Here is a 19,383-nt window from a genome sequence, read left to right as displayed (position 1 = left end):
TTAGGTTTTGGCTTTTAATGCGAAAAGGCGGCTGACCATAGCCGCCGCCGCGGCCGGCGTGGCCGCATTAATGGGGGCGTGTTCGTCGACGCCGACCGTGCCAGCCCCCGGCGAAGCCGCGGCGCCACCCACCGGTGGCGGAAGCGGCAATGTGCCGGCTCCGGTCTCGAGCGCGGCCCCGGCCCCGGCACCGGTGCCGCAACGCATCACCGGCGAGCAGCCGCCTGCCGCGCCGCGTGAATTCCGTGCCGCCTGGGTGTCGACCGTCGCCAATATCGACTGGCCAAGCCGCGGCAGCCTGCCGCCGGCACGCCAGCAAGCCGAAGCCCTGGCCATCCTCGACCGCGCCAAGTCGCTGCACCTGAACGCCATCGTGCTGCAGGTGCGCCCCAGTGCCGACGCCATCTACCCGTCCAAGCTCGAACCCTGGTCCGAATTCCTGACCGGCCAGCAGGGCAAAGCCCCCGAGCCGGCCTGGGACCCGCTGGCGTTCTGGATCACCCACGCCCATGCCCGCGGGCTGGAACTGCATGCATGGTTCAACCCTTACCGCGCCCGCCATTCCGCCGCCCGCACGCCGAATGCGCGTGAGCATGTCGCCAATACCAAGCCGCAAGTGGTGCGCCAGTACGGCAAGTTCCTGTGGATGGATCCTGGTGAGGAGAGCGCCGCCCAGCAAACGCTGGACGTGATCCTGGACGTTGTGCGCCGCTACGACATCGACGGCGTCCACATCGACGACTATTTCTACCCTTATCCGATCGAAGCTCCCGGCGCCAACGGCGGCGAGGCGGCGCTGGATGCACCATCCAACGGCAGCAAGGCCGAACTGGACTTCCCCGACAACGCGCCCTACCAGCGCTACCTGCAAGGCGGCGGCACCCTGGAGCGCGCGAACTGGCGCCGGCAGAACGTCAACCAGCTGATCGAATCGATCTACACCGGCATCCACAAGGAAAAATCGTGGGTGCGCTTCGGCATCAGCCCCTTCGGCATTGGCCGCCCCGACCGCCGCCCGCCCGGCATCCAGGGCTTCAGCCAGTACGACAAGCTGTATGCCGATGCCGAATTGTGGCTGCAGAATGGCTGGCTCGATTACCTGGCGCCGCAGCTTTACTGGCCGATCGCCCAGCAGCCGCAAGCCTTCCCTGTGCTGCTCGATTATTGGCTGGGGCAGAACAAGCGTGGCCGCCATATCTGGCCAGGCCTGTACACCAGCCGCATCGACGACAGCAGCAAGTCTTTCACGGCGGACGAAATCGTGCAGCAGGTCGGGATCATGCGCAGCCGCGGCAATGCGAATGGCCACATCCATTTCAGCATCGCCGCCCTGATGCAAAACCGCAAAGGCGTGAGCGACCAGCTGAAAGCTGCCAGCTACCAGGGACCGGCGCTGGTGCCGCCATCCCCCTGGCTGGGCAGCGAAGCGCCGCCGGCGCCGACGGTGGCAGTCAAGCGCCATGCCAGCGGGCTGTCGGTTACCCTTGGCAACGCCGCGCGCGCCAGCCATCTGGCGATCTGGGCGCGCTATGGCGAGGAGTGGCGCTTCAATGTGGTGCCGGCTGGCCGCAGCGAGGTGGTACTGACCGACGACAACGGCGTGCCCGCCCGCAGCGTGGTGGTGTCGGCCGTGGACCGCTTAGGCAACGAAAGCCCCCGGGTTTCCGCTGCCTTATAACTTTTTGGAATGAGTGCGGAACACGCTTTCATGTCAAGATGACAGCGTTTCAACGTACACTCGACAGATCATGGGCAAACCTGACACCGATCGTACCTTAGGGCTGGGAATCGATGCCGGCGGCACCGAAACACGCTGGGCGTTGTCCGACCCGGCAGGCGAGATCGTGGCCGAAGGCACAGTGGCCGGACTGTCTGCCCTGATGATGGCCAGGCCGGCCGGCCGCGCGCTGGTCCACACTACCTTCAGCCAGCTGGCGAAAGAAGTGCTGGAAGCCGGCGAGCCGCTGCGCATTTGCGCCGGTCTGACCGGTTTCGGCGGCGATGGCAACGTGCTGCTGGACTGGCTCTCGACCCTGTTCGGCATACGCCTGGACGCCATCACCCTGTGCAACGATATCGAAGTCGCCTATCTCGACGCTTTCGAGCCCGGCCAGGGATACCTGGTCTATGCCGGCACCGGCTCGATTGCCGCCTTCATCGATGAACAGGGCGAATTCCACCGCGCCGGCGGCCGCGGCGTCACGCTGGACGATGCCGGCGGCGGATTCTGGATCGCGCGCGAAGCGATGCGCCGCATCTGGCGCGGCGAGGACGAGCAGCCCGGCATCTGGGAGGATTCACCGATGGCACATGCGGTGTTCGACCATGTTGGCGGCAGCGACTGGAGCTTCTCGCGCAACTTCATGTACTCCCGGGAGCGCGGCGAGATTGGCAAGCTGGCGCTGGCCGTCGCCATGAGTGCCGGCGCCGATCCTGCCGCCCGCCATATCCTGCTGCAAGCCGGACGTGAACTGGCGCGCCTGGCGCTGGCGCTGGTGACGCGCTTCGGCGAGCGGCCGATTGTCTTGTCCGGCCGCGCCGCCGAACTGCATCCCCTGATTTTCGAAGCCATGCGCGCCGACCTGCCGCCCCAGTTCAATTTGCAAAAACGCAGCGCCAGGCCGCATCATGCGGCCGCCAGGATGGCCGCCCGGCCCCGCAACTAAAAGACGAGATCGATGAAAAAACTGCTGCTTGCTTCCCTGATCGCCCTGCTGACCGGCTGCGCCACGCAACTGCCGAATATCGACCATTCGCTGACGTCCAAAGGGCAGAGCAGCCGCGTGCGTTTCGTGGTGCTGCACTACACCGTATCGGACCTGCCGCTGTCGATCAAGCTGCTGACCGAGAAAGAGGTAAGCGCCCACTATCTTGTAACCGACGAGAATGAGCCGCGCGTCTACGCCCTGGTCGACGAAAACCGCGCCGCATGGCACGCTGGCCTGAGCAGCTGGAAGACCTATACTGCGCTGAACTACAACTCGATCGGCATCGAAATCGTCAATCCCGGCTTCAAGGACATGCCCGATGGCCGCCACTGGTACGCCTTCAGCGACCGCCAGATCGACCAGCTGGTCGCCCTGCTCAAGCAGATCAAGGAGCGCCACCAGGTCGCGCCGGAGAACTTCCTCGGCCACGCCGACGTCGCACCGCAGCGCAAGCAGGACCCGGGCCCGATGTTCCCCTGGAAGCGCCTGGCCGACGAAGGCCTGATCGCCTGGCCGGATGCCAATGCGGTCGCCGCAGCACGCCCGCAATACGAAGCCCAACTGCCGGATATCGCCTGGTTCCAGCAAAAATTGGCGCAGCACGGCTACGCCACCCCGCAAACCGGGGTGCTGGACCCGGAAACCCACAACGTGCTGGTGACCTTCCAGGCCAAGTACCGCAACAGCAAATGGGACGGCGTGCCCGACGCCGAATCCGCCGCCATCCTCGACGTGCTGACCGCGCCCAAGCCAAAACCGTAAGGCGGTTTGCACGAGCGCCGGCTTTCCCCTATCCTGCCAAAATGCCGCGGGGAGGACTTGCGGCGCTGAGGAAGAGGAACCAGGACCATGCGGCTGCGCCACATCGAAGTTTTCCACGCCATCATGCAGGTCGGCACCATCAGTGGCGCCGCCCAGGTGCTGCATATTTCGCAGCCGGCCGTGACCAAGGTCCTGCAGCACGCCGAACTGCAACTGGGCATGCCGCTGTTCGAACGCGTGCGCGGCAAGCTGTATCCGAAGCCGGAAGCGCACCGCCTGTTCGCCGAAACCGAAAAGCTGCACCGCGACCTGCAAGGCATCCGGCGCCTGGCCGCCAGCCTGAAAGGGCGCGCCGTTGAAACCGTGCGGCTGGTCTCGACCCCGACCATCGCCATCAGCGTGCTGCCGCAAGCGATGAGCGAATGGCGCAAGGAATTCCCGGATACGCGATGCGAACTGGCTACCCACCACACGTCCGAGATCGTCAACACCTTGCGCCTGGGCGAAGCCGACATGGCGCTGTCGCTGCAGGACCCGCGCCACCCCGGCATCATCGCCGAGCCGATTGCGCAGGGGGCGATGACGGTGATCGCACCGGCCGGCACCTGGCGCAGCGACGAAGCGGGCCTGCCGCTGACGGCGCAAGGCCTGACCGGTGAACTGATCGGCCACGCCGACAACGATCCGCTGGGCGAAATGATTGTTGCTTCCTGCGAAGCGCAGGGCATCCATCCCAACTTCCGCACCACGGTGCAGACTTACCAGATTGCCCGTTCGCTGGTGGAAGCCGGCGCCGGGCTGGCTGTGGTCGATCCGTTCACGGCGGCATCGGCCGACCCGGCCAGGGTACAGAAGCGCCAGTGGGCGCCGGCCATTCCGATCCAGCTCTTCCTGCTGACGAACAGCCACGCTCCCCTGTCGCACGGCGCGCGCCAACTGGCCGATTCCATCGCCAGCATGGCGCGCGCCTGTCTCGAACAAGGACAGTAATGGGCAACACCATGCGCAGCGAAGACGTTGCCGGCAGCCCCGACTTCCGCCACCTGGCCACCATCGGCGGAATCGCGGTGGACCTGCGTTATGCCGGGGCGGATAATTTTGTCGGTCGCGACCTGTATTCGCCGCTGGATTGCGCCTGGCTGCACCGCGATGCAGCCGCGGCCATCGAGAGCGCGGTGGGCTACCTGGCACAGCGCGCGCCCGGCTTCAAAGTGCTGCTGCTGGACGCCCTGCGCCCGCACCGCGTGCAGGAACAGTTGTGGGATGCGCTGGCCGGCACCAGCCTGCAGATGTACCTTGCGCCGCCGGAGCGCGGTTCCATTCACTCGTTTGGGATGGCGGTCGACGTCACCATCCTCGATCCCAGCGGGCAGGAGCTCGACATGGGTACGGGCTTCGACGACATGACAGAATTGTCCCACCCTGCACTCGAGGCGCGGCACCTCGCCAGCGGCGAGTTGACTGCCGCGCAAATCGCCAACCGCCAGCTGCTGCGCGACGCCATGTTCCAGGCAGGCTTTGCGGGAATCAACAGCGAATGGTGGCATTTCGACTGCGGCGACCGCGTACTGGTGCGCCGCGATTACACGAAAGTCCTTTAAGGAGACGGCAGCCATGCATCAGCCCTGGTCTACCCCACGAGCAATCCTGACCGGCGGCGCGCTGGGCGGTTTGCTGGACATCCTGTTCGCCATCAGCTTCGCCGGCTATAACGGCCTGCCGCCGGAGCGCCTGTTGCAAGTTGTCGCCAGCGGCGCGCTGGGTAAAGCGGCCTTCAGCGGTGGTGCGGCTGCCGCGGTGTTCGGCCTGGCCTGCCATTTCGCCCTGAGTTTCGTGTGGATGGCGCTCTTCTTCTTCGCCGCGCGCCGCATTCCCGCGCTGGCACGCAAGCCGCTGCTGGCAGCAGTCGGCTACGGTTTGCTGGTGTTCTTCACCATGCGGCTGGTGGTGCTGCCCTTGTCGGCGTTCCCGCGCCCGGTGACGTTTAACGCCTTCTCATGGGGCATGGACATCCTGTCGCATATTTTCCTGTTCAGCCTTCCGATCGTGTGGGCGACGCGCAAGGTGCTGCGCGCTTCATAGAAGGAACCCGGACAGCTTCCAGTCCGCAAAGCCATGGCGGACGAAGACCAGCGCGATCCTGTCATTGCGGACGATGTAGCGATTGACGCCATCGCGCTCGGTCACCCATTTCGGCCTGTCTTCGCCGGAGGGCGGCGCCTCGTCGTGTTCGCGTTCGCCACGGTCCTCATGCCGGCCACCACGCTTCTTCGCAAAGTCGCCGTGCTCCAGCACGAACATCACCGCCTCCGGCCGCACCAGCGCATCCACTACGACGCCGCCCAGCAGGCGCCCGAAGCCGGTAAGGGCGTCGCCGCCCGGCTTGCCGGCCATGTCGTCCTTCAAGTTCTCCCGCAGCGCCGGAAAATCGACGTGGCTGTTGAACGCCTCCACGTCATGAACCCGCACCGCTTCCTTCATCTGGTGCACAACGAGCAGCGGCGACCAATACCAATAAGCGGCTACCGCGACAACGACCGCCAATGCCGCTGTCGATATGCTTTTACTTTGCCTTGCCATCATCCCCCCAGCGCCAGCGCGGCGGCTCACCCGTGAGGTAGCAAACCAGGATGAAGATCGAGGTGGCCACGGTGGTCAGCGCCAGGAAGCCCAAAGGCGAGTGCGCAGGATTCAACAACAGGGCGCCGCCCACCATCGCCAGCAGGTAGGCAACCAGTACCAGCCAACCTTGCCAGGTGACAGGCACACCCCATCCCCAGCCATAGCGTTTGGCGGGGAACCAATACTGTTTTACTTCACCCATCTTCAACTCCTCAATGTGTGCTTGGCATTGCAGGTACCGCTTCCGGAGCGGAATTGCGCGAAACCCAATCGATCATGCCGTCCGCCAGTGCGCGGCCGTTGCCGTTGCCGGCGCGCTCGTGGTTGACCATAACGACCACGACGCATTGCTGGCCGTTGGCGTCGGGGACGTAGCCCGCGACAGCCACCACGTTCTTGATCGAACCCGTTTTGACGCGTGCGTGCATAGCAGCCGGGCTTTCCTTCAGGCGGCGCCTCATGGTGCCGTCGATTGCCGCAATCGGAAGGCTGGTGAGGAACTCCGGCGCCCACAGCGATTTCTGCGCCGCCTTCAGCAAGCCGGCCATCTGTTCCGGGCTGACGCGCTCGATGCGCGACAGCCCGGAACCGTTTTCGAACACCATGCCGGCATCGTCGACGCCGTGGGCGCGCAGCCAGTTGCGAATCACCATTTCCGAGCGGGCATTGGTGCTCATTGATGCTGGCGCTGCTTCCGCGCCGCCCGGGATTTCCATCGGCGCCGTATCAGGCAGGGGACGGCTGCCCAGCACCGGGTCGGCCTGCAGGCTGCCCAGGCTCAGGAAGATGGTGCGGGCCAGGCCGTTGTCGGAGAGCTTGTTGGTATCGCGCACCATCTCGGGCAGGGAGCGGCTCACATGCTCGGCCAGCAGCGTCGAGGCAGCGCTATTGAGGGCGCGCGCCTGCTCGGCGGAGGCTTCGAACGCCTGGCCGCTGAATTGGCCGCCCAGGCGCTCCCAGATCGCACGGAACAGGCGCTCTGCGTAATCGGTGCGGTCCATCACGTTGATCACGTTGGCCTTGCTGCAGTTGCGCGGGAACGTCCCTTTCAGCACCATGCTCAGCTGCGAGCCATTGCGCACATACTCGGGAATCTTCCAGCCGTCTTCCCATTTTGCGCAGTCGCGGTCGACCAGCATCAGCTCCGAACGCACGCGCACATTGTCCAGTTCCGGCAGCACGCTCACCTTGATCGATTTCGCATCAGAGGTGATGTCAAGCGTCTGCAGGTTCATGTTCAGCAGCAGCGCATCGGGAATCAGGTTGTAGTAAGCCTCGGGCGATTCGTCGAACGGCGGCGCGCCGGCGTCGGCACGCGCGGGCTGCCACAGCTGGCGGTCCAGTACCAGGTTGCCCTCGATCCTGCGGATGCCCCTGGTGCGCAATTTTTCCAGCATGTGCGTGAAAGCGTCGGCAGTGAAATCGCCATCGGCGCCGCCGCGCAGCACCAGGTCGCCGTGCAGCACGCCGCCTGCCACTTCGCCGGTGGTGCGCAATTCGGTGCGGCCGCGGAATTGCGGGCCCAGCACGTCCAGTCCCACCATGGTGGTGAACAGCTTCATGGTCGAAGCGGGATTGAAGGTGCGCGTTGCTTCATTCGAGACCAGCACCTGGTCGCCGCGCAGCACCACCGCCCCGATCGCGCTTTCCGGGATGCCCTTCTCTGCCGCCAGGCGAGCGATCGGCTCCGGCAGGGCCGCATGGGCGGCAGTGCCGATGGCTGCAAACAGTGAGGCGAGAAGCAGGCGGCGCATCGTTGGATCCTTAACCGAAAAACACGTAGGCTACAGCAATCGCGGTCAATACCCCCGCGAGATCCGCGATCAGGCCGGCGGAAATCGCATAGCGCGTCTTGCGGATGCCGACCGAGCCGAAATACAGCGCCACGATATAGAAGGTAGTATCCGCTGAACCCTGGAAGATGCAAGCCAGGCGGCCGACGAAGGAATCCGGGCCGTAAGTTTTCATCGCGTCGATCATCATGGCGCGTGAGCCGGAACCGCTGAAAGGCTTCATCAGTGCCGTCGGCAGCGAAGGCACGAAATCCGTACGCAGGCCCAGCGCACTGAAGACCCAGTTGAAGCCATCCATTACCAGCCCGAACACACCGGCATTGCGCAGCACGCTGATCGCCACCAGCATGCCGACCAGGTAAGGAATCACCGTCAGCGACGTCTGGATGCCGCCTTTTGCGCCCTCGATAAAGGCCTCATACACATTCACCTTCTTGAGCAGGGCGCCGATGATGAAGGCGGCAATAATCGACATCAGGATCAGGTTGGACGCCACTTTCGACACCACCTCGATCTGGTCGCGCGTCAGGAAGGCGGTGAAATACCAGATCAGGCCCGCAATGGCCGCGGTCATGCCGCCGATCCAGGCCAGCAGCACCGGGTCGAACAGGTTCAGCCGCTGGCGGATGCCGACGGCAATAATGCCGGTGATGGTTGCCGCATACGTCGCGATCATGCAGGGAATGAAGATGTCCGAGGGATCGGCCGCGCCGAGGATGGCGCGCTGCGCCATGATCGCCAGCGGGATCAGGGTCAGGCCCGAGGTGTGCAGCACCAGGAACATGATCTGGGCGTTGCTGGCGGTGTCCTTGTTCGGGTTCAGCGTCTGCAGGCTTTCCATCGCCTTCAGGCCGAACGGAGTCGCTGCATTGTCGAGGCCCAGCAGGTTGGCCGAGAAATTCATCACCATGTGGCCGGTAGCCGGATGGTCCTTCGGCACTTCCGGAAAAATGCGCGAGAAAAAAGGCGAGATGATCTTTGCCAGCCAGCCGATGGCGCCGGCCTTTTCACCAATGTTCATGATCCCCAGCCACAGCGTCATCACGCCGGCCAGCGGCAGGGCGATGTCCATCACACCCAGTTTGGCGGACTCGAACGTGCCGTCGATGATCTTCTTGAAGATCTCCGTATCGCCCATGAACAGCCATTGGATGATGGCGGCGGCGAAGCCGACGAGGAAAAACCCGGACCAGATGTAATTAAGGGACATGGATGTACTTCTTGTAGTGGAATGACCGATTTTGCAGCGAAAGTATAGGGCCAGCAGATGAAAGTATGCGCTGCGCTCATGTAAAAAAGTTATAAGCTGGCGTATCGCCACGCACTGGCTTATGCTCCGCCGCATGATAAAACTTCGCGTTCTCGCCGCAGCTCTCGTCCTTGCCACCGCCGCTCCGGCGGCGCTGGCCGCCGACAAAGTCCTGCACGCCTTCCTGTCGACGGGGGAAACCGGCCTCGATCCCGCTGTTGCCTCCGACCTCGCCAGTTTGAGCCTGCTGGAAAACCTGTTCGAGCCGATGCTGCGCTACGACTACGAGGCGCGGCCGGTGAAGCTGGCGCCAAGCAGCCTGCGTGAAATGCCCAGCAGCGATGCCAGCGGCAACGTCTGGACCTTCCACCTGAAGCCCGGCATGTTCTTCAGCGACGATCCAGCATTTAACGGGAAAAAGCGCGAAGTTACGGCGACGGATTACAAATTTGCCATTGAGCGACTGCTCGATCCCGCGCTGAAATCGCCCTGGTCTTTCATGTTCGAGGGCAAACTGGCCGAGCTGCGCGCGCTCGATAAATACACCCTGCGCCTGACGCTGAAGGAACCGGATCCGAGCCTGCTGTTCTACCTCGCCCTGCCTGCCACCGGCGCGGTGGCGAAAGAAGTGACCGATGCCTACGGCAGCCAGGTCGGCAACCACCCGGTCGGCAGCGGCCCCTTCGTCATCGAGGAATGGAAGCGCAGCGACAAAATCACGCTGGCCGCCAACAAGGGCTACCACCAGGTCTGGCAAGGCAGGCACCTGCCCATCGTCGACAAGGTCGAAGTCAAGATCATGGAGGAGTACCAGTCGCGCGTGCTGGGCTTCCTGAATGGCGAATTCGATTACATCGAACAGGTGCCGGAGTCGATGCGCGATATGGTGCTGGACCCATCCGCGCCGAAACCGGTGCTGAAAAACGACCTGGCCAAGCGCGGCATGGTGCTGTCCCCATTCCCCGTGCTGCAGACCTATTACATGTGGATGAACATGGACGACCCGGTGATCGGCGGCTACAGCAAGGAGAAGGTCGCCCTGCGCCGCGCCATAGCGCTGGGTTATAACAGCCCCGAAGACATCGCCCTGCTGAAGAAGGGCTTGGCCATCCCGGCACAAAGCCCGCTGCCGCCCAATGTGCTGGGCTACGACCCGGCCTACCGCAGCCCGGTCAGCTACAATCCGAAACTGGCCAGGGCCCTGCTGGACCGCTTCGGCTACAAGGTCGGCAAGGACGGTTTCCGCAACCTGCCCGATGGCCGGCCGCTGGCGCTGGTGATGCACAGCGAACCGACCATGGTGGGCCGCCTGCGCGACGAACTATGGCGCAAGAACCTGAATGCCCTCGGCATCCGGGTCAGCTTCAAGACCGACAAGAAGACCGAGATCATCAAGGCCAGCCGCCTGGGCAAGGTGCAGATGTTTGAAACCAACTGGGTGGCCGATTTCCCGGATGGCGACAACTTCTTCCAGCTGCTGTGGGGACCGAACAGCGGCCGAGCCAACTACGCCCGCTTCAACCTGCCGGATTACAACAGCCGCTATGAGAAAGCCCGCAAGCTCAGCGATGGCCCGGAGCGCAACGCCCTGTATCGCGAGCTGAACCAGCTGATCCACGCGTATAACCCTTGGGTGCTGTTGATCCACCCGATTTCGGCCGATATCCAGCAACCGTGGCTTAAAAACTACAACCGGCATCCGGTCGAACTGACCAATTGGCGCTACCTGGACATTGAAGCAAAAAGCAATGTGACCATGGCATTACATTAAGTTATGGACGCAATAGTAATTTTCATTGGATGACAAGATTTCCATAGCGCTACTCTGCAAAAAACACCTGTTCGGGAGAGGCTAGTGAAGATTAAGAAGCTGGCGCAACTCGTTGCGCTGATCGGGGTAGTCAGTCCAGCAATGGCACAGGAAGCCACGCAGCCAATGCAGCGTGTCGAGATTACGGGTTCCAGCATCAAACGCGTTGCGGCGGAAGGCGCCCTGCCGGTCCAGGTCATCACCTTCGACGCCATCCAGAAAGCCGGCATCACCGGCACCGAAGACCTGCTGCGCAGCATTTCCGCCAACGGCACCGGCGCTGACAACATGACGTCGGGTAACAACGTATTCGGCGCCGATGCCGACCGCGTATCCGGCGGCGCTTCTTTCGCCTCCCTGCGGGGCCTGGGCCCGAACGCCACGCTGGTGCTGCTGAACGGCCGCCGCGTGGGCAACCACGGCGCCTCCGGCAAAGCCGTCGACCTGAACTCGATCCCACTGGGCGCCATCCAGCGCGTGGAAATCCTGAAGGACGGCGCTTCCGCGATCTATGGTACCGATGCGATTGGCGGCGTGGTCAACTTCATCCTGCGGACCGATTACACCGGCGTCGAAGCGAGCGTGAGCTATAACGCCACCGAAGCCGGCGGCGGCATGCAGCGCCGCTACTCCCTGCTGGGCGGCATCGGCAACCTGCGCGAACAGGGCTGGAATGTGATGGCCAGCGTCACGCACGATGTCGACGACAAGCTGTCGTCCAGGCAGCGCGATTTCGCCAACGGCTTCCAGCCGGAGCGCGGCTTGTCGCCGGACACCACCGGCACGCCGTATGCCAATGTACTGACCGGCGCCGGTACGGCGTTGGGTACCGGCTTCAAGGTCGCGGGCGACAATACCACCTACCTGCAAGCCAGCCCGTTGAGCTTCCAGGGCAAATGCGACAGCATTCCCGGCATGTCGCAGTACCAGACCGGCCTGTGGAAAGACGTTACGGCACCGACCCGCACCAGGTATTCCTGCGCCTACGACTATGGTGCGGACTATGTGATCAGCTTCCCGGTCGAACGTACCAACGCCGTGTCGCGCGCGACTTTCCAGTTGAGTCCCGATCACAAGCTGTTCGCGGAACTGCTGGGTTCACGCACCAAAGCCACGGCCGAACTGACGCCGGTGCAGATTTCAACGCGGCTGGACAATGGTTCTGCCTATCCGGTCAATGGTCCGTACTACCTGGACATGAGCCAGTTCATCCCGGCCTACGACACGACCAAGCCGATCATCTACAAATGGCGCTCGACTCCATGGGGCAAGCGCACCCAGCAGAATGTCACCGAAAACCTGCGCGGCCTGGTCGGTCTGGAAGGCCTTCTGGCCGGAAAATACGACTACAAAGTCGGCCTGTCGCGCGCCCAGAGCAGCACCAGGACCGACCTGATCGACGGCTACGGCTGGACCAGCCAGATCTACTCGGCCCTCGGCAGCGGCAAGATCAACCCCTGGCTGCTGCCTGGACAGAGCCAGACTGACGAAGCCATGAGCCTGATCGAATCGACCAAGTTCCGTGGCCGCCTGCAGCATGGCAAGACCACCATGACCCAGCTCGACGGCTCGATCTCGGGCGAGGTGTTCCAGCTTCCGGCGGGCGCCGTGATGATGGCGGCCGGCTTCGACCTGCGCAAGGAGAGTTATGAGTTTGCGCAGGATGTGGATGCAGGCAAGCTGCTGCTCGCGCCAGGCAACGCCAACCAGGACAGGGTCAGCCGCAATGTAAAGGCCGTGTACGCGGAAATGATTATCCCGGTCGTCAAAGACCTGGAAGTGCAGCTGGCCGTGCGGCGCGACCATTACTCGGTGTTCGGTTCCACCACCAATCCGAAGATATCGTTCCGTTGGCAGCCCTCGCAGAACCTGATGTTCCGCGGCTCCGCCTCGGAAGGCTTCCTGGCGCCGAGCTTTACCCAGCTCTACTCCGGCCGCCTGCTGGGCGAGTTGCCCAATGGCGTGATCGACCAGGAAGGCTGCGCCCAGCATCCAGGCGATCCGGCCTTCTGCGCGATTCCACGGCTGAACTATTTCTCCGGCGGAAATCCGCGCCTGAAGCCGGAAACCTCCAAGCAAGGCACGCTTGGCATGGTGGTGGCACCGTTCACCGGCTTCACCGCCTCGCTCGACTACTGGGCGATCAATGTCACGGACCGCATCCTGAACCGCACGCCGCAAGTCGTGCTGAAAAACTGGCAATACCTGAACGACTACATCATCCGCAACCCGCAGACCGGCGCGATCGATCACGTGGAAGCGGGCTGGATCAATGCCGCCGGCCTGAAAACACGCGGCCTCGACCTGGGCTTACGCTACGACGCCAAGTTCGGCGGCTACAAGACCAGCGCCACCCTCGACGGCACCTGGATGCAGTCGTTCAAGTTCGCCGAATTCGAAGGCCAGCCCTTCGTCGAGCAAGTGGGCCAGTTCGCTACCCGCGACGTCTACCTGCGCTGGAAGCACAACGCCGGCCTGACGGTTTCGCGCGGCGACTGGAGCGTCCTGTTCAACAACAAGTTCGGATCGCACTACGCCGACCAGCTGCCGAACGGCGGCAAAGGCACGCCGCCGGCCGGCTTCGACCCGCAGGTCAGGCACTACAGCATCTTCGGTATTTCCGGCACGTACACCGGCTTCAAGAACACCACGATCACAGCCGGCATCCAGAACCTGTTCGACACCGACCCGCCCTTCACCGCCCACAATGTGGACGAAGTGGTGGGTGCCGGCTGGGACCCGCGCGTGGCGGACGGCCGTGGCCGCTCCTTCGCACTCAACGCGAAATACAAGTTCTACTGATGTGATTACCCGGCGCAGTTTTGGCCGCATCGTGGCGGCCGCCCTGGCCGCTGCCGCACTCCCCGCAGTGTCGGCAGCGGCCGGCAGCCATCCTGTTTCCCGAAAGCAAACCATGAAGAAAGCGGCACTGGTCAAGCCACCGCGTCTGACCGCCGGCGATACCGTAGGCCTGGTCGCCCCCGGCGGCCATACCGACGCCCCGGCGATCGCCAGGGCCATCAAGAATATCCAATCGCTGGGTTTCCACGTCAAGCTGGGCCGCAATCTCGAGGCTGTGTACGGCAACTATGGCGGCCTCCCCCAGCAGCGGCTGGACGACCTGCATGCCATGTTTGCCGATCCGGACGTGAACGCCATCTGGGCGATTCGCGGCGGTTCCGGCTGCCTCCAGTTACTCGAGCACCTCGACTACGAGCTGATTCGCCGCAATCCCAAGGTCCTGATCGGCTATTCCGACATCACGGCGCTGCACCTGGCAATCCAGAAGAAAGTCGGGCTGGTGACTTTCCACGGTCCGGTAGCCTCTTCCACCTTCTCAGACTATACGACGACCCAATTGTTGAATGTGCTGATGCACCCGGAAGACGAATACACCATCCCGATGGCGCTGGAAAACAGCCGCAAGGCAGAGGAAGAACCGCACTACGCGCTGCGCACCGTGGTGCCCGGCGTATGCGAAGGCCCGCTAACTGGCGGCAACCTGTGCCTGGTCAGTGCCCTGGTCGGCACCGAATACGCCAGCAATTACCAAGGCGGCATCCTGTTCCTGGAAGAAGTGAACGAAGCCCCGTACCGGATCGACCGCATGCTGATGCAGCTCCAGCTCAGCCAGAAGTTCGACAAGGCCGCCGGCGTCATGCTCGGCATTTGTGAAAACTGCGGCCCGCAGGACAGCGATATATCCCTGACGCTGGATGAGACCACCGACCAGCACCTCAAGCCACTAAAAGTGCCAGCGGTCACCGGCTACAGCTTCGGCCATATCCGCAACCAGTTCACACTCCCAATGGGCATCCGCGCCCGGCTCGACACCGACCGCCAAACCCTCACCCTGCTCGAACCCGCTGTCTCCTAGCCCCACAGCAGAGCCCGTGTCACACCTTGGGGTCACACCCCAAGTGTGACACAGGCTCGTCCACAGACTTCGGCGTAGAATGGGGCGATGCGCATACTCAAGCACAGGGCGGTGGCTTTTGTGCTGGCGCATCCCCTGGACTTCGCCCTCCAGTGCCTGAAGGGTTTCCGGGCCAACCAGGGGTTGCTGCTGGCCGGCGCCGTGGCCTACTACTCGCTGCTGTCCATCGTCCCGCTGCTGATGCTGGTGGTGGTGGCGCTTTCCCACATCATTCCGCAGCAGGAACTGCTGCAAATCATCGGCCGCTACCTTGAATGGCTGATTCCCGGCCAGTCGCAGGCCGTGGTGGCTGAGGTCGGCCATTTCCTCGACCATCGGGAACTGGTGGGCTGGGCGCTGGTGCTGGTGATGCTGTTCTTTAGCTCCCTGGCTTTTTCGGTGCTGGAAAATGCCATGTGCTTCATCTTCCTGCACCGCGCCAAGGTGCGCCGCCGCCACTACCTGGTATCGGCCGTCCTGCCTTACTGCTATATCCTGTTCCTCGGCATCGGTGCGCTGGTGATGACCCTCGTCGCAGGCAGCCTGCAAGTCATCGGCGAGGAAACTGTGCACCTGTTCGGCTACGAATGGTCGCTGCATGGCTTGTCCGGCGTGCTGCTTTACCTGCTGGGCCTGGCCGGCGAGGTGCTTATGCTGAGCTCCATCTACCTGGTGATGCCGGTGGGCCGCCTGTCGCTCTCGCATGCGCTGATTGGCGGCGCGACCGCCACCGCATTGTGGGAAATTGCGCGCCATGTGCTGGTCTGGTACTTCACCACCCTGTCGCAGGTGAACCTGGTGTATGGCTCGATGACCACCGCGATCGTCGTCATGTTCAGCCTGGAGATTGGCGCCACCCTGCTGCTGTTCGGCGCCCAGGTCATTTCAGAGTTCGAACGGGTCGGGCGCGGGGAGCAGACCAAGGCCCCGCACCGCCTGCAAACCAAGACTGCCTGCTAGGCCGGCAAGGTAATCGTGAAGCGCGCCCCGCCCAGTGCTGAGCTGCCAACTACCAGGGTGCCGCCGTGCAGCTGTACCGCCTTGCGCGCGATGGATAACCCTAAACCAAAGCCGCCCGTATTGCGGTCGCGGCTGCGGTCGAGGCGGTAGAAGGGCTCGAAAATGCGTTCGCGCTCGGCGTGCGGGATGCCGGGCCCGTCGTCCTCGACCACCACCTGCACCACGCTGCCCATCCTGGCCGCCCCCAGGCGCACCGAGCGCGTGCCGTACTTGAGCGCATTGCGCAGCAGGTTGCCGACCGCGCGTTCCAGCAGGCGCTGGTCGCCGCTGAACTGTCCCAGCGACGTACCCAGCGCCATTTCCAGCGCCATGCCCTCGGATGGCGGCAGGGTTTCGCTGCAGTGGGCCAGCGCCGAGCCGAGGTCGAACGCGCGGCGCTGCAGGTGCGGTTCAGCATCCAGGCGGGTCATGCCAAGCAGTTCGTTGACCAGCTCTTTCAGTTCGCGCAAGTCGCCTTCCATGGCGTTGATGCGCTTGTCCAGGGCCGGGTTCTCCGCCGCATCGCGCAGCAGTTCCAGTGCGAATTCCAGGCGCGCGATCGGAGTGCGGATCTCGTGCCCCACCGAATGCAGCAGGTTGCGCTGCGAATCGAGCAGCCGTTCGATGCGGTCGGCCATGTGGTTGATACGCTCGGCCAGCGGGTAGATGCTGTCCTTGGGCTCCATATGCGCGCGCGCCCCCAGTTCGCCGCCGCCGAAACGGTCGGCCACGTCGGACAGCTGCTGCAGCCCCTGCCAGTGCGCGCGCGACCATGCCGCGATCGGGATCAGCAGCACCAGGGCCACGATCAGGTAGCGTACCGCCTCCATCGACAGCGCAAAGCCGATATCGATCGGCAGGTCCTGCGCCACCAGCGCTTCCTCGTTACTGCCGATATAGCGCTCGCCCACCAGGTCGACACGCCGGTAGAAGGCCTTGCGGCTGATATCCAGCACCACGTCGCCGCGCTCGAAGCCGGCCGCGTCGATGCCGGTGAGCTGCCGCCGCACGTCGCCCAGCGGCACCAGTTCGAAACGTACGCCGGAAACTTCGCGCACCTTGTTCAGGCGGTCCAGCCACTGGTCGGCCGGCGCCTGGTCGATGTACTGCTCGAGGAGGAAGATCTGGGCCGCGGCCTGGCGCCGCGCAATCGAGTCCAGCGGGTCGCCGAACAGGCGATTGATCGCGAAATAGACGATGAATGCCGCCGCACTGATGGACAGCATCACCAGTATGAAAAAACGGAAGAACAGGCGATTCATCAAGGCGCATTGTATAAGAAACAAGGGCCTGCAGCGAATTGGCGTACAAATTTCCGACAAAAAGCGTACAGCTCAGGGCGGATTTCCAGCGCCGACTTATCTAAGATCACACCATCGCCAGGAGAATCCCGCCATGAACCTGATCATTCGCTGCCTGCCCTTATTGGGCGCCCTGTGCCTCGCCGCCTGCGGTGGTGGTGGTGGTCCGTCCTCGCGAACCCTGGCTGCTGCACCGGTCGTCGCCGATGGTCCCATGGCGTTTGAACAGTTGGCAAACCTTGGGCATTCCGCCCTGCAGAATCCGGAGACTTTCGTGGTGCGCGACAACGACAGCCTGGAAAAGCTGTGGAGCCGCGCTTACCAGAACACGACTACAGCGCCCGCAGTGCCCACGGTCGACTTCAGCCGCAAGATGGTGCTGGCCGTGACCCCGGGCTATGTCGCCGCCTGCACCAGTTTTGCAATCGAGAAGGTGACAATGAGCGGCGGCGTGATGCTGGTCAATTACAAGACTACTCCGCCGCTTCCGACAATGATGTGCATCGCCGCCGTTTTCTCGCCTGTCTCGATCATTGTTGTAGATCGCCTCGATACAACAGTGAAATTCATCGGGAGCTGAGCGTTTTAGCGGCTTGGGCCAGTATTGCATTTAAAATGTGCGGCTATCCCAACCGTAGGTAGCCTTATATGCGACAGTACCTGTTCCTCGCCATTGCCAGCGCCTGCAGCACCGTAGCTGCACAGACGCCGGCCACCAACCCGATGCCGGACGGCAGCCGGGATATGTTTATTGGTATTGGCGCCCAGTCAGTCCCCCGCTACGACGGTTCGAGCGATAACCGCACCCTGGCCATGCCGGTGCTGCAGGTCCAGTGGAGCAACGGCATTTTCGTCTCTGGCACCGCCCTGGGCTGGCACCTGTCGCAGTCGCCTTCGATGGAATTCGGCCCGATGCTGGCGCTGTCGCCGCGCCGCGACCAAGGTGGCGTCTCCTTCAGTTTCAGCGGCGTCAGCGAAGGCTCCAGCACACGCATGGCCTATACCAGCCTGCGCCCCGGCGAATTCAGTGAGCGTGAGGAGCTCGACCCTAACCGGCTGCGCAATATGGACGTGGTCAAGCGCCGCATCCTGGCCGGCGGCTTCTTCAACTATTACCTGTCGCCCAAGCTGCGCCTGACCAATACCCTGACTTATGGCAGCGGCAAGGAGCGTAATGGCGCGCGCCTGCACACCTCCTTGCAGTACATGATGGTCGATGTGGCGCCCCACCATACCGTCGTGCTGTCGGCCGGCGTTTCCGTGGCCAACCGTGCCTACAGCGAAACCTGGTTCGGCGTGACCGAGGAAGAAGCCGAGCGCGCCGGCACGCGTGGCTATTACCGTCCTGGCGCCGGTGTGCAGGACGTGCGCGCCGGCGTGCGCTGGAATTGGGCGCTGAGCCCAAGCTGGATGCTGACCTCCGGCGCTACGGTCAACCGCCTGGCCGGTGATGCAAAAGACAGCCCGCTGGTCGAGCGGGCCACTAATTATTCCGTTTCAACTGCCCTGGCTTACCGATTCTGATGAAAACCCTGACCTTGCTCCGCACCACGCTGCCGGCTGTATGCCTGGCGGTGGTGTCCTGCGCCGCCCAGGCGCAGGAGGAGTGGGTCAGCTATCGCGACGCCTATAAGCAGATGGTGGTGTTCGCCAAATACGGCAAGCCGAAGAACTTCCTGCAGATCCATTACGAAGTCAGGCCGCGCGATCCTTCGTCGTCGCTGGAAGGCTTGCACCTGACGCTGACCGGCAAGAATACCCAGCTTAACCTGCCGCTCGACGCCACGGGGCGCGCCGTGTTCCCGCTGCTGAAGGCTGCTTATGACGATAACGCCGTGCTGGCGCTGAACCGCCGTATGGCCGGCTACCGCTTTGCCCCGCGCGTCACGATCATTGCGCGCAACGATGGCATTTACGAATCGGCCGACCTGCAGGCGGCGTGCGAGCAGGCGCTGGCTTACCAGCGCTACATCGATGCCTCATATGGTTCGAAGAAGTGCGGCGGCGTGCGGTTTGTGTTCGGCAATCGCGCGGATGCGCTGGTGCAGGCGAAGTATGGACCGCGGGAAGCGCCGCTGCCCGTGGTGGACGGGCCGGCCTTTGACGGCGAAACGCTCGGTACTTACCGCACCGCGACTTACCGCTTCGCCGACTGGTCGGCGCAGGGCCAGGTCGTCAGCCAGAATACGCCGCTGGCGATTGCCCCGCTGTTTGAATAGGCTG

General features: G+C 63.4%; 18 protein-coding genes. 13 read left to right on the top strand and 5 right to left on the bottom strand.

Features of this window, described 5'->3' with window-relative positions; translation table 11 throughout:
• Positions 1-7: 7 nt before the first annotated feature.
• The 6 genes from ASE26_RS13500 (at position 8) to ASE26_RS13475 (ending at position 5,552) form a co-directional block, all read left to right on the top strand.
• Positions 8-1,678 carry a glycoside hydrolase family 10 protein gene (locus tag ASE26_RS13500; RefSeq protein WP_057246399.1) on the top strand — a complete coding sequence of 557 codons (1,671 nt, stop codon included), beginning with the start codon at positions 8-10 and terminating at the stop codon, positions 1,676-1,678.
• A 70-nt stretch (positions 1,679-1,748) separates the two neighbouring features.
• The gene (locus tag ASE26_RS13495; RefSeq protein ID WP_055939127.1) at positions 1,749-2,666 is read left to right on the top strand and encodes an N-acetylglucosamine kinase; all 918 of its coding nucleotides are present in this window, start codon (positions 1,749-1,751) and stop codon (positions 2,664-2,666) included.
• Positions 2,667-2,678: 12 nt separating this feature from the next.
• A complete protein-coding gene (locus tag ASE26_RS13490; RefSeq protein ID WP_055939125.1) occupies positions 2,679-3,470 on the top strand; it encodes an N-acetylmuramoyl-L-alanine amidase in 792 nt (263 codons plus the stop codon).
• Between the two features lie 87 nt (positions 3,471-3,557).
• Complete coding sequence (locus ASE26_RS13485) at positions 3,558-4,460, top strand: LysR family transcriptional regulator (protein WP_057246398.1); 903 nt, start codon at positions 3,558-3,560, stop codon at positions 4,458-4,460.
• Positions 4,460-5,071: a M15 family metallopeptidase gene (locus ASE26_RS13480; protein WP_055939120.1), complete on the top strand. Its 612-nt coding sequence runs from the start codon at positions 4,460-4,462 to the stop codon at positions 5,069-5,071. Before ASE26_RS13485 ends, ASE26_RS13480 begins: the two co-directional genes overlap by 1 nt.
• Positions 5,072-5,084: 13 nt before the next feature.
• A complete protein-coding gene (locus ASE26_RS13475) occupies positions 5,085-5,552 on the top strand; it encodes a hypothetical protein (protein ID WP_055939117.1) in 468 nt (155 codons plus the stop codon).
• Here the strand turns inward: ASE26_RS13475 and ASE26_RS13470 are convergent.
• The 4 genes from ASE26_RS13470 to ASE26_RS13455 are packed head-to-tail and all read right to left on the bottom strand — an operon-like array spanning position 5,547 to position 9,095.
• On the bottom strand, positions 5,547-6,053 hold the full coding sequence (locus tag ASE26_RS13470) for a DUF2939 domain-containing protein (protein WP_082591360.1): 507 nt from the start codon (positions 6,051-6,053) through the stop codon (positions 5,547-5,549). The genes ASE26_RS13475 and ASE26_RS13470 overlap by 6 nt on opposite strands.
• Positions 6,034-6,294 carry a hypothetical protein gene (locus ASE26_RS13465; RefSeq protein WP_055939112.1) on the bottom strand — a complete coding sequence of 87 codons (261 nt, stop codon included), beginning with the start codon at positions 6,292-6,294 and terminating at the stop codon, positions 6,034-6,036. The genes ASE26_RS13470 and ASE26_RS13465 overlap by 20 nt, the downstream gene beginning before the upstream one ends.
• A gap of 10 nt (positions 6,295-6,304) precedes the next feature.
• Positions 6,305-7,846 carry a D-alanyl-D-alanine carboxypeptidase/D-alanyl-D-alanine-endopeptidase gene (gene dacB / locus ASE26_RS13460; RefSeq protein ID WP_057246396.1) on the bottom strand — a complete coding sequence of 514 codons (1,542 nt, stop codon included), beginning with the start codon at positions 7,844-7,846 and terminating at the stop codon, positions 6,305-6,307.
• Between the two features lie 10 nt (positions 7,847-7,856).
• Positions 7,857-9,095, bottom strand: coding sequence for a nucleoside recognition domain-containing protein (locus ASE26_RS13455; RefSeq protein ID WP_057246395.1), 1,239 nt, complete (start codon positions 9,093-9,095; stop codon positions 7,857-7,859).
• Between the two features lie 133 nt (positions 9,096-9,228).
• On the opposite strand from ASE26_RS13455, the gene ASE26_RS13450 reads away from it, so the two are divergent.
• The 4 genes from ASE26_RS13450 (at position 9,229) to ASE26_RS13435 (ending at position 15,820) form a co-directional block, all read left to right on the top strand.
• Positions 9,229-10,905, top strand: a complete 1,677-nt coding sequence (locus tag ASE26_RS13450) for an ABC transporter substrate-binding protein (protein WP_057246469.1) — start codon at positions 9,229-9,231, stop codon at positions 10,903-10,905.
• Between the two features lie 84 nt (positions 10,906-10,989).
• Positions 10,990-13,746: a TonB-dependent receptor gene (locus ASE26_RS13445; protein ID WP_057246394.1), complete on the top strand. Its 2,757-nt coding sequence runs from the start codon at positions 10,990-10,992 to the stop codon at positions 13,744-13,746.
• A 1-nt stretch (position 13,747) separates the two neighbouring features.
• Complete coding sequence (locus ASE26_RS13440) at positions 13,748-14,821, top strand: LD-carboxypeptidase (RefSeq protein WP_055939097.1); 1,074 nt, start codon at positions 13,748-13,750, stop codon at positions 14,819-14,821.
• Between the two features lie 87 nt (positions 14,822-14,908).
• Entirely contained in the window at positions 14,909-15,820 is a 912-nt protein-coding gene (locus ASE26_RS13435) for a YihY/virulence factor BrkB family protein (protein WP_057246393.1), read from the top strand.
• Here ASE26_RS13435 and ASE26_RS13430 read toward each other — a convergent pair.
• Positions 15,817-17,121 (bottom strand): ATP-binding protein, encoded by a 1,305-nt coding sequence (locus ASE26_RS13430; protein ID WP_055939090.1) that lies wholly within the window; start codon positions 17,119-17,121, stop codon positions 15,817-15,819. The two genes, ASE26_RS13435 and ASE26_RS13430, sit on opposite strands and share 4 nt — an antisense overlap.
• A gap of 133 nt (positions 17,122-17,254) precedes the next feature.
• Here ASE26_RS13430 and ASE26_RS13425 point away from each other — a divergent pair, with 133 nt between their 5' ends.
• From ASE26_RS13425 to ASE26_RS13415, 3 genes are all read left to right on the top strand, one after another.
• Positions 17,255-17,740 (top strand): hypothetical protein, encoded by a 486-nt coding sequence (locus ASE26_RS13425; RefSeq protein ID WP_055939087.1) that lies wholly within the window; start codon positions 17,255-17,257, stop codon positions 17,738-17,740.
• 68 nt (positions 17,741-17,808) lie between these two features.
• Positions 17,809-18,684, top strand: a complete 876-nt coding sequence (locus tag ASE26_RS13420; protein WP_057246392.1) for a MipA/OmpV family protein — start codon at positions 17,809-17,811, stop codon at positions 18,682-18,684.
• Positions 18,684-19,379: a hypothetical protein gene (locus ASE26_RS13415; RefSeq protein ID WP_082507629.1), complete on the top strand. Its 696-nt coding sequence runs from the start codon at positions 18,684-18,686 to the stop codon at positions 19,377-19,379. The genes ASE26_RS13420 and ASE26_RS13415 overlap by 1 nt, the downstream gene beginning before the upstream one ends.
• Positions 19,380-19,383 lie beyond the last annotated feature (4 nt).

This window comes from Duganella sp. Root198D2 (assembly GCF_001428585.1).
Taxonomy (GTDB): domain Bacteria; phylum Pseudomonadota; class Gammaproteobacteria; order Burkholderiales; family Burkholderiaceae_D; genus Rugamonas.
This window is presented reverse-complemented; position numbering and strand designations above follow the sequence as displayed.